General features: G+C 59.8%; 8 protein-coding genes and 1 pseudogene. 6 read left to right on the top strand and 3 right to left on the bottom strand.

What is annotated here, in order from left to right; all coding sequences use genetic code 11:
* Window positions 1–22 precede the first annotated feature (22 nt).
* A complete protein-coding gene (locus OB916_RS10260; protein WP_315909197.1) occupies window positions 23–433 on the top strand; it encodes a DUF1648 domain-containing protein in 411 nt (136 codons plus the stop codon).
* A 48-nt stretch (window positions 434–481) separates the two neighbouring features.
* Here the strand turns inward: OB916_RS10260 and OB916_RS10265 are convergent, their stop codons facing one another.
* Together OB916_RS10265 and OB916_RS10270 are read right to left on the bottom strand one after the other, a co-directional pair.
* On the bottom strand, window positions 482–1,375 hold the full coding sequence (locus tag OB916_RS10265) for a DUF368 domain-containing protein (protein WP_390884077.1): 894 nt from the start codon (window positions 1,373–1,375) through the stop codon (window positions 482–484).
* A gap of 92 nt (window positions 1,376–1,467) precedes the next feature.
* Entirely contained in the window at window positions 1,468–4,539 is a 3,072-nt protein-coding gene (locus OB916_RS10270; RefSeq protein ID WP_315909199.1) for an oligosaccharyl transferase, archaeosortase A system-associated, read from the bottom strand.
* A 156-nt stretch (window positions 4,540–4,695) separates the two neighbouring features.
* Here OB916_RS10270 and aglG point away from each other — a divergent pair, with 156 nt between their 5' ends.
* The 5 genes from aglG to OB916_RS10295 are packed head-to-tail and all read left to right on the top strand — an operon-like array spanning window position 4,696 to window position 10,224.
* Window positions 4,696–5,631, top strand: coding sequence for a glucosyl-dolichyl phosphate glucuronosyltransferase (gene aglG / locus OB916_RS10275; RefSeq protein ID WP_315909200.1), 936 nt, complete (start codon window positions 4,696–4,698; stop codon window positions 5,629–5,631).
* Window positions 5,632–5,668: 37 nt separating this feature from the next.
* A complete protein-coding gene (locus OB916_RS10280) occupies window positions 5,669–6,814 on the top strand; it encodes a glycosyltransferase (RefSeq protein WP_315909201.1) in 1,146 nt (381 codons plus the stop codon).
* Window positions 6,807–8,321: an alkaline phosphatase family protein gene (locus tag OB916_RS10285; protein ID WP_315909202.1), complete on the top strand. Its 1,515-nt coding sequence runs from the start codon at window positions 6,807–6,809 to the stop codon at window positions 8,319–8,321. The genes OB916_RS10280 and OB916_RS10285 overlap by 8 nt, the downstream gene beginning before the upstream one ends.
* Complete coding sequence (locus tag OB916_RS10290) at window positions 8,318–9,130, top strand: polysaccharide deacetylase family protein (protein WP_315909203.1); 813 nt, start codon at window positions 8,318–8,320, stop codon at window positions 9,128–9,130. Before OB916_RS10285 ends, OB916_RS10290 begins: the two co-directional genes overlap by 4 nt.
* Complete coding sequence (locus tag OB916_RS10295; protein WP_315909204.1) at window positions 9,127–10,224, top strand: glycosyltransferase family 4 protein; 1,098 nt, start codon at window positions 9,127–9,129, stop codon at window positions 10,222–10,224. Before OB916_RS10290 ends, OB916_RS10295 begins: the two co-directional genes overlap by 4 nt.
* Window positions 10,225–10,521: 297 nt before the next feature.
* Here OB916_RS10295 and OB916_RS10300 read toward each other — a convergent pair.
* Window positions 10,522–10,687, bottom strand: a pseudogene (locus OB916_RS10300) (IS1595 family transposase); the annotation flags it as partial.

Consider the following 10,687-nt stretch of genomic DNA (forward strand, 5'->3'; position numbering starts at 1 on the left):
GCTGGTTGCGTGTCGTCCCGGTATGACGCTCCATCGGAGTGATCGAATCGCGGGTGGCCTGCTGATCGTCACGGCTCTCGTCGGAATCGCGTTTTGGGACGCGTTACCTGCCGAGATGGCGATCCACTTCGGGCCGGGTGGCACACCCGACTCGTACGTTCCCAAGCCTGTGGGTGTCGTGCTCGCACCGATGATCGGTGTCGGTGCGATCGCTGTCGCGCGCACCGCGATCCGCGCCGATCCGACGGCCGATCCGCGTGTCGGTGCCGGGGCGATCTACTTCGTCGGTGGCGTCGTGAGCTACGTCCACGCGCTCGTACTGGCGTACAATCTCGGCCATCGATTCTCGATGACGGCCGCGCTCGTTCCGGTGTTCCTCGCCGCGGCCGTGCTCGTCGCGTGGGCCGTCTACCGGGATCGGATCGCGTCGTAGTGCGCGGCGGTCCGCTGTAACCGTCCTCGCGAAGGATCGCGCTTCGAGCTAGTACGACAGATCGTCCGTATACAGATCTAGTAGCAACACCACGCCGCCGCCGACCACGATTGCGAGAACGAGCGGCGCGACGTTCTCGGGCGAAAGCGTCGTCGTGTGGTCGCGCATCTCGATGACCGGGAGCCGGAGCGCACCGACCATCAGGCTGACCAGAAACGACAGCGTCGCTGCTCGATAGTGATCCAGCGCCCAGCGGATCGCGTGGGCGACGGTGACCAGGCCGACGACAGCGCCGACGACGAACGTCACGACTGTCGTTCCCGAGTCGACGAGCGACAGAAGCGTTCGATCGCCGACGAGCGCGCTGAACAGCCCGTCGACGAACGCCTTCAGTGTGCCGGTGAGATATTCGTACTGGCCGAGCAAGACGAGAAAGAACGCACCGGAGACGCCAGGAAGGACCATCGCGACGACTGCGATCGCCCCGGAGACGAACACGATTGGCAACGTGTGGATCCCGTTGGCCCCGGCCGTGACACCCGAGACGAGAAACGCCAGCGCAAAGCCCGCGACGGCGGCCGCGATACGCCCCGGCGTCGCCAGCGACAACTGGTCGTACAGGACGATCGCCGAGGCGGCAATCAGCCCGAAGAAGAACGCGAACGTCGCCCCGGGAGCCTGTTGTAGAGCCAGATATACGACCCTGGACACCGCCACGACGGCCGTGATGATCCCGGCTCCGAGTACGAGTAGGAACGGCACGTCCATCTCGACGAGGCGATCGTACAGCCGTCGTCTCCCGGACGGATTGCCGACGTCTCTGAACAAGGTGAGTGCGCCCGGGTCGAGGCTCGTGATCGCCGTGATGAGGCGCTCGTAGATGCCCGTGATGAACGCGATCGTCCCACCGGAGACGCCGGGGATCGAATCGGCTGCCCCCATCGCGATCCCCTTCAAATAGATCGACAGCCAACTGTACAGGGACGCACCGGACACCGATTCAGCGCCGTACTGCTGACTGTCGTCTGTCACGCTTACTCCGCGATCCCGACAGTCGCTATCTGTTCGACGCCGATGTCGGGTGCCGCGAGGTTCGACGATGTGTCATTGTCGGTCGAGTTCTCGGATCCATCAGTCTCGTTGCCGTTCGTGTTGTCCGTCTCGTTGCCGTTCGTGTTGTCCGTTCCGTTGGTCGTCGGAATCGTCGACTGTTCGAGCGTCACGTCGATCGGTTCGGAATCCTCACCGATCACCTGGGCCTCGGTGACGTCTTCGGTCGTGTTGTACCGGGTCCAGTTGGCGCCGTCGTAGCTGAGGCCGGTCGTGAACGTGTAGGACGACTCGGCACGGACGCTGACGTTCGTGTATCCGTCTTCCGGCCCCCAGCTGTCGTAGCCGGTCGTCGAATACGGCAGCGTCATCGTGAACGAGCCGTCGGGATCGGTCTCGGCGCTCTGGACGTACTGGAACGTCTGGTTCGTCGTCGGGATCCGCATGTTCACGCTCGCGTAGACCGTTTGCGAGTCGTTGAACTCGCCGTCGATCTCGCCTTCGACCGTGGCGCCCGGTACGCGCTCGAAGGTCTTCGTCCACGAGGAGTAGCGCTCGCCGAAGAGTTGCGGCTGCTGGACGCCGGTGAACGCCCGCCCGAGCGTCGGCTGCATCGCAACGAGCGGGTTCTGGCGGTCCTCGGTCGCGTGGACGAGTCGATAGTGATCCAGCGCCGACACGTGTTCGCTCGGGAATTTCCCGATGCCGCCGATCTGTGCCCCGGGGTTGTCCTCGAGGTACGACTCCGCGGCTGCGAGGCTCGGTTCGAAGTGCGTTGTGTTCCCGTCACGCCGGACCGTCCGAATGCCCTCTGTCGATTCCGTCTCGACGATCGGAACGGGGCTCTGACTTCCCAGGTACTGTGCGTACGGCGGGAGCTGTCCGATGCCACTTCCGGGCACGTAATCCGGCCAGGCAGCACTCCCGTGGTACCGGTAGAGCCGGTTGACCATCGTCTCGTAGTAATCCTGCGTGTGGACGATGAGGTACGGACGCGCCGGGACGATGTTTCCGTCCCGGTCCTGCCTGAGCGTGGCGACCCGGCTGTAATAGTCGTCGGTCGAAACGCCGTCGACGAACGACGGCGGGGCGAAGAACTTCGTGCCGAACGCCGGATCCGACGCGGTCGCCATCTTCCAGTCGATCATGACGTAGCGAGTGTCACGGTTCTCGCCGTCGCTCATGGTGTCCTGCAGTTCGCCGTCGGCCCGGCTCTCGTTCGGTGCGAGAAGGAACCGGGCTGCGTCGCTTGCCGACTGCTGGAACGGGTTGGCGACCGGTATCCGCTCGGCCTCGCTGGTGATCCAGTGACCGTAGTCCCACCACGAGAGGACGCCGTAGGACCCTTCGTCGTACTCGTAATCGTCTGTCTTGGCGTACTCGCCCCAGTAGTTCATATCGCTTCCGGCGTCTTCGAAGTTCCCAACGGCCGGCGTGTTTTCGGCCATCCACTCGAGTCCCCCATCCCACTGCTGGACGCCACCCGGACCGCCGTTGAACGTCGCGTTCGACTGCGTGACGACGTCCTGGCGGTACCCGCGATCGTCCGTCGCCATGACCATGGGCGCCATCACGAGCACCAGGACCGTGAACACCGCCATGACTTGGTAAGGGCGGATGTCAGTTGAGGACCGCCTGGCGACTGTCGAGAGGTAGTTGAACCCGGCTCCGATCGCGTAGGCGGCCATCACCGCGACCGGAACGGTGAGGTAGTACCCGAACCGGACCTGGGTATACGTCATCGAGAAGATGACAGCGAGCCACAGCGACACGAAGAGCAGCTCTGATCGCTTGTTCGAGGCGACCGTCTGGCGTGCGATCGCGAGGACCACGCCGATGATGGCGATGATGTAGACGAATCCGTACCAGTTGTAGAGCGTATCTCCGGGATTGCGAAGCGGAGTGATTTCGCCGACAGTTGCGGCTGTTGCAGTTGGCTGCTCTCCGATAACCCCGCCGAACACGCGCACGAGCTGTCGCGTTATGAGATCGAACACACCCGGAGTGAGGAGCAGCAGACTGAGGAATGCGACCGCGAGAGTCCCGACGACACCGAGCGGATACAGCCAGACAGATTCCGACCGTTCGTCCAGAACCCGGCTCAATCCAGCGAGGAAGCCGACCCAGACGACGCCAGCCAGTGCGAGCCCTGGCTGCAGGAGTGAAAACTTGACGGGGGCAATCCCGAACGTATCGAGCGGGAGCAGCATCAGCGTGGCCGTCACGGCGAATATGACGCCGCCGACCAGTAGCATCGGCTCCGGGCTCGTTCCGCGCAGATGATCGATGACCGCCTGGGTCGTGACGTACAGTCCGAGGATCCCGACCAGTACGACACCCGGCGGCCAGACCCACATGTACAGCGCCGTCGCCACGCCGGCCAGAGCCGCGTAGCCGGCTGGCTTTCGAAGCCCGGCTACGTCTCGATCGACGACCAGTTCCCAGATCGGCTTCTCCCGGTCGGCGACCTGGAGGGCGACGACGATCGCTAGAACCGCGAGTACCTGTGTGAACGCTTCGGCGACTTGGTGATCGGAGAAGCCGACGAGGCTTCGGCTGAGAAACCCTCCGGTCGAGAAGGCGACGATAAGGGCGGCGACGACGCCGCTAAACCGGCCCTTTCCGACTCGTTTGCCGAGGAAATACGCCAGGACGACGATCGATGCACCGATGACCGCCGGCGCGAACAGGTGCACCATCCGGATGGTTGTCTGATCCGGGCTCCCGAGGCCGACGATCAGCGCAACCGTCGCGATCACCTGATCGAAGATCGTCCCGAACTGCGAGACGGAGGTGCCGGTCGGGAAGTTCGTCCACACCTCGAACGGCATCGTCTCCGGCCAGTGACGGACCGTGTACTCGACCTGCCGGAGGTGATACCAGGCGTCGTTCCCGCTGAACATGACTTTCCCGTCGACGACGAAGTTCCCCCACGACCGGGCTCGCACCCACAGCGCAAACACGAACAGCACGAGAACGGACGGGATGTGATACCACTTGCTGAACCACTCGATTCCCTCCTCGAGATCTTCGGATATCCCTTCGTCTTGACTCATGGATACACGACACTCCGGGGACTCATTAGCCGGTCAAACTGCCAACTCGCGCATAAGCCTTATGAAGTCCCATCGGACGCGGGCACCCAGTCGAGGCGAGTTGTCCGGGCGTGAACGACAACGCTTAGGCCGGTCGGTCACGGAAGTGGCGAGTGAATGCGCGTCTCTGTCGTCCTGTGCACGCACACGCTCGATCGATATCACGATCTCCTCGACGCTGCCGAGAGCGTCCGCGAACAGACCTACGACGACGTCGAGCTCGTGCTCGTCAGCGACGGGAGCGAGGCGGTCACCCGACAGTTCGAGCGCGATTTCGGGGACAGCGAGGACGTGCTGATCACGGCGCTCGATGAGAACAGCGGCCTGCTCGAAGCCCGCAATCACGGTGCAGAGATCGCGAGCGGGGACGTAGTCGCGTTCATCGACGACGACGCGGTTGCCGATCCCGAGTGGGTGGCCCACCTCCTCGAGTCCTACGAACAGCAGGACGCGATCGCAGTCGGCGGCAAGATGGTGCCCGAATGGGTCGCGGGAAAGCCCACGTTCCTGCCTGAAGAGTTCTACTGGCTGGTTGGTGTCACCCACCGCGGGTTCGGACCGGACGGGGATCGGGGGGCGGCCGGCGAGGTGCGCAACACGTTCGGATCGAACATCTCCGTTCGGCGTGACGTCTTTCTGGACCTCGACGGGTTCGACTCGGAGATCGGGGGTCGCCAGGGCGACGCTAATCTCCAGGGCGGTGAGACGGAGTTGGGTGCGCGTCTGCGACAGGAGTACGGGCAGGGCGTCTGGTACAATCCGAAGGCCGAAGTCGCCCACAAGGTTTTCGAGTACCGGACCGACCCGAAGTGGTTGCTCGATCGAGCCTTCTGGCAGGGGTACTCCAAGCGAGCGATGGAAGTGCTCGTTGGGGAGTCGAGTGACGAGGAATCCGACTTTCTCGGGGCACTACTCGGGGAATACGTCCCTGGCCGGGTGTCCGGGCTGCTCAGAGCCCCTTCGCGTGAGAAGGGAATGCAGTTGCTGATGCTGTTCGCGCTGACTGCCGTGGTCGGAATGGGCTATCTCTACGGGATGACGAAGTATCGCTGACGATAGACTTTTTGAGTCGACCGGTGCAGACAAGAACATGACCGATATTTCGCTTGCGAATCTCGATATCGCTATTGCCCACTGGCACATCAATTCCTGGGGAGGTGCCGAATATCTCGTGACGCACATGGCCGACGCGCTTGACGTGGATACAGTCTATACGTTGGGGATGCCGTCGCCGGATACTCCCAATCCGTACGGCGACGTATCCTTTCAGGACGTTCTGCCCTCACTGTCTCCGTGGCCGCTGCGTCGTCTCCAGAGTCGTGTAGGTCGGGTCTTCGAGTACGCGCTCTGGGAAGACGTCGACTGGCGTGATTTCGGCAATCCCGACGTGCTGATCACGTCCGGATCGACGACACGGGCGGTCATCACACCTGACGACACGCTGCATTTGAACTACTGTCACTCTCCGCCGCGGTGGTTTTACGATCTCTATCACGACCGGAAGGATTCGATCGTCGGGCAGGTGGCTCGGCCACTTATTCGACATCTTCGGACCCGCGATATGGCAATTGACCCTCGTGTCGACCACTACATGGCGAACAGTCCGATCATCGCCAGACGGCTGCAGAAATACTACGAGCGCGATTCGACGGTCGTCTACCCGCCCGTCGATACCGAGGCGTGTTACGTCGGTGACGATGAGGGGTATTATCTGCATCTCGGCCGGCTCGACGAGGAGAAGGGCGTTCCCGAGATCGTCGAGGCGTTTCGGGGCCTCGACCAACGGCTCGTGCTGGCCGGTGGGGAAGGCGATATCGACGAGAGCGTACGTCGCGAGATTGATCGGGCCGACAACATCGAGTACCGCGGATTCGTTTCAGAGGCCGAAAAGTACGATTTACTCGCCGGATGTCGCGCGCTCGTGTTTAACGGCCGCAACGAGGACTTCGGGATCGTGCCGATCGAAGCCAACGCCAGTGGGAAAGCGGTACTCGCGCGTGACGAAGGGTTTCCCGGGCTGTTCGTGACCGAGGGCGATAACGGACTCCTCCACGACGGGTCAGCAGCTGGAATCCGGGCGGCTGTGCAGCGGTTCGAAGAGGAAGGGATCGACGGCGATCCGCGAGCACATGTCGAAACCTTCTCCAGAGACGCCTTCGATGCACAGATCAAGTCGACTATCTCCGGCGAGTTCGCCTCGTTTCGCGAGCTGACGAATACTGAGAACAATGGTTGAAACGATTGTACTTGGCCTCGATGGGGCCAACTGGACGCTGCTGGAACCGTGGCTTGATGACGGCCGGCTCTCGAACGTACAGGCGCTTCGGGAGGATGGCGTATGGACTGATATGGAGAGTGCTCTCCCACCAGTCACCTGCCCGAACTGGCGGTGCTATTCGACGGGCAAAAACCCGGGAAAGCTGGGCGTCTACTGGTGGGAGGCGATCGATACGGATGCTCGGACGCTCACGACCCCCGATTCACGCTCGTTCAAGAGTGCGAATTACTGGGATTATCTCAATCAGGATGGACAGACCGCCGGCATCGTCAATCTCCCCATGACGTATCCACCGTTCGAGGTGGATCGATTCATGGTCGCGGGTGGTCCCGGTAGTGAACAGTCCGCGTATACGCACCCGTCAGAGCTGGGAGACCAGCTTGACAATGGTGGATATACTCTTCACCCGGATAATCCAGTCACGAGTAAGGATGATCGTGCCGCAGCTGACGCGCTTGTCGATCTCATCGAGCAACGACTCACGACGTTTCGCGAACTGCTTGATGAAAACCAGGATATCGACGTCGCACACTGTACGGTCTTCTATATCAACGTGCTCCAGCACTACTTCTGGCGGGAGGAACCGACCAGGCGTGCCTGGGAACTCATCGACGAGCACATCGGGAAAATACGTGAGGAGTATCCCGACGCGACGTTGCTACTTATGTCCGACCACGGGTGTAAAGACGTCGACACCGTGTTTTATGCCAACGCCTGGCTGGAAGAGCAGGGGTATCTCGTGACTGAAACGGAAACCGCCGATCTACTAACGAGAGTAGGAGTCAACAAAAAACGCATCTCGAAACTGGCCCATCGTCTCGGAATCCATGACCTGGTCACGACTCTCGCGCCTGAGCGAGTGACACAGTCGATCCCGGAAGACGAGGAGGGATTCAAGCGAGAACAGAAGCTCGAAAAGATCGACTGGGACCGCTCGAAAGCAGTTGCGAGTGGGCAGGGACTGGTCTACGTGATCGACGACGATCCGGAGACGACCGAGCAGTTGATCGACGACCTCAAATCGTTGACTGGCCCGAACGGGAAACCGATCGCACGCGAGGTCATGCACCGCGAAGAAGCCTACGACGGTCCGTACGTCGAAGACGCGCCGGATATCGTCTTCGATCAGCGACCCGGCGTCCACACCAGCGGTGCGATCGGTTCGAATCCCGTGTTCGACGATGCCGGCCGCTGGGAGGCTGAGAACGTCCGAACAGGGCTTTTCCTGGCAGATGGGCCGCAACTCGAATCGGACACGCTCGACGGGCCGATTTCGATCACAGATATCGCTCCGACTGTGCTCGATAGCGTCGACTGTCCGATCCCGACAGATATGGACGGGCAGCCACTGGACCTCTTCGGAGGTGAGCACGAAACGTGTGAGCCGATCTCTGTCACGTCGTCGGCGGACGCGGCTCGCGAGGGCGTGCAAGATCGGCTCGAAGACCTGGGATACCTCGAATGACGGTCTGCATCACCGGCGACGTCCACCATATGTCGATGGAAACGCGCGATCAGGAGTATATGGATCGGACGGAAGTCGAAGCTGCCATCGAATACGCGGAGATCGCTGCCGAGTACGACGTGCCGGTGACGTTGTTCATCACCGGGAAAGCCGCAGTGGAAGAGCCGGATCGAGTACGAACGCTTGCGAATATGGACAACGTCGAGATCGGCGGCCACAACTACTGGGGCTTTACCACGCCCGTCCACAAGGGATGGCGTGCACTGGAGAAACTGACGGGGGGACGGATCGGTTCCTGGAACGGCCCGCGTTCGTTTCAGGCATACGAGATCAGGAAGACTATCGAGGCTCTGGAGGCTGTGGGTGCTGAGATCACGAGCTGGCGCGATCACGCCTATCGGCACGACGAGCATACGGCGGAGTTGCTCGCTGAGTATGGTATCACTCACTTCTCGGACGTGGTTGAGCCCGAAGGAGAAGTTCGGAAGCAGGGTGAGTTGACTGTCGTTCCGATCAATACGCCGCCGGATCACGAGTACATATATCATGCCTTCCGGACGCCTGAATTCGTTGAGGAGAGCGATTTCGAAGGACCGTTCGGTAATGAGTCATATTCAGTCAGGGAGTGGAAAAGAGAAATTTTGAGCATAGTCGATAATCTGACTGCTGTGGATGAGGTTGCAACAATTTTAGCTCATCCTGGTTGTATGGATCTCGCCGATAACCTTGAGACATTCCAGGAGCTGTGCACATCTTTTGTGAGCACAAGTGAATGTGGCTGTATGAATCAAATTCAGCCAAATATATGACTGGGCGAGATTATATTCGAGTTGGAGTTGTGGGTGGGACTCGATTACCCGGGAATGTCCGGACGCTGCTTACGAATATTCACGATCTACTGCGGGATCATTCGGTCGACTTTGACCTAGATTTAGTCGTCTCTGAGAATGTCGATACTCCTGATGGATATACACAGGTTGATCCTGGTTTCGAGACATCAAATCGGGCGATTGGCATCCTTAAGACACTCACCAAGGGGCTAGAGACGTATGCTAGAACAAACGATGTTGGTGTTTTATTTCAGGTGACAAAATTTCCGTTGCACGGTTCTGCGGCCATTCTCGCAGGACGGCGAACTTCTACTCCTGTCCTAACACGGTTCGCAGGAGATAATTTTAGAGAATTCAAATTTTCGAGTGGTCTTGACAAGATCCGTGCCTTTGGGTTGAACAACGTCATTGGTCAAATCCCTGCTCGGTGGAGTAACCAAATAATTGTCCTTGGACCTCACGGGAAACAAGAAATAGATCGACGCTCGCGTGGTGTTCCCATTCGGGAAATCCCACAGCCAATTGATCGTGATCTATTTTTGCCGGTCTCCGAGAGCCGAGAGCAAGAGCTAGCCGACCAGCTTGGGTTCTCTTCAGAAGACCTGACACTGCTCACAGTTGGAAGGCTCACAGAGCGGAAGGGAATGGAGACGGTCATCAAGACTGCCAAGACACTCTCCAATCAGGGTGTGTCTTTCCGATGGTATCTCCTTGGTGATGGTCCAATGCGGCCGGAATTAGCGGCCACGCACGGTGTGGAACCGCTTGGACGTGTTGATTATGAGGAGATGCCGGATTACTACCGAGCCACTGATCTGGTTGTTCATCCATCACTAATCGAGGGACTTCCGAACGTGCTGTTGGAAGCTGCGGCCTGCGATACACCGACTATTTCGCGGAATGTGGGAGATAGCGCGTCAGTAGCAAGTGCAACGTTTACTGATGATTCGCAGCTTCCGTCCATTATAACGCAACAACATAATCCAGTTTCGCTGGACGAACGATTTGATCTAGAGAGGTTACGTGATGCATATGCAGATGTGCTCCTTGACACGGAAGAAAACGATATATGATCGGACTGTAGACATCAAGCGCTTCTTTGAGGACCTCTCGGGGGAACGCACAGAGGCGTTCTGTGAACCACCCGTGGAACGAAGCGTAACTGAGCGTTCCGCCGAAGGTATCGATGTACTCCTGACGGAACTCTTCGAGTGTCCCGTAATGAGCGGCGACGAATCCGAGCGTGAGCGCCCAAAACAAAGCATCAGGCTCCAGATTCCCGCTATCACGCTGGACCAACCCGGTTGCGCGAGCAAGCTCGCGCAGCCGGGTATTTGGAAAGGTCGCTCTTGTGTAGCACATTGTTGATTTCAGAGCGTCGCTTGGATGGCGCGTTTGAGCGCTTTTCGGCCCGGTTTTCGGTATAACTTCCGTCGTAGTTGAAACGCTCTGAGATACTGTGTCAGCTTGTCCTTTGAGACACCTCGGTGGGGCGAGAGCCACCGTCGCACCTGCGACGCGTGGCTCTCGCAGGTG

It is taken from the genome of Halapricum hydrolyticum, assembly GCF_025517535.1.
Classification (GTDB): domain Archaea; phylum Halobacteriota; class Halobacteria; order Halobacteriales; family Haloarculaceae; genus Halapricum; species Halapricum hydrolyticum.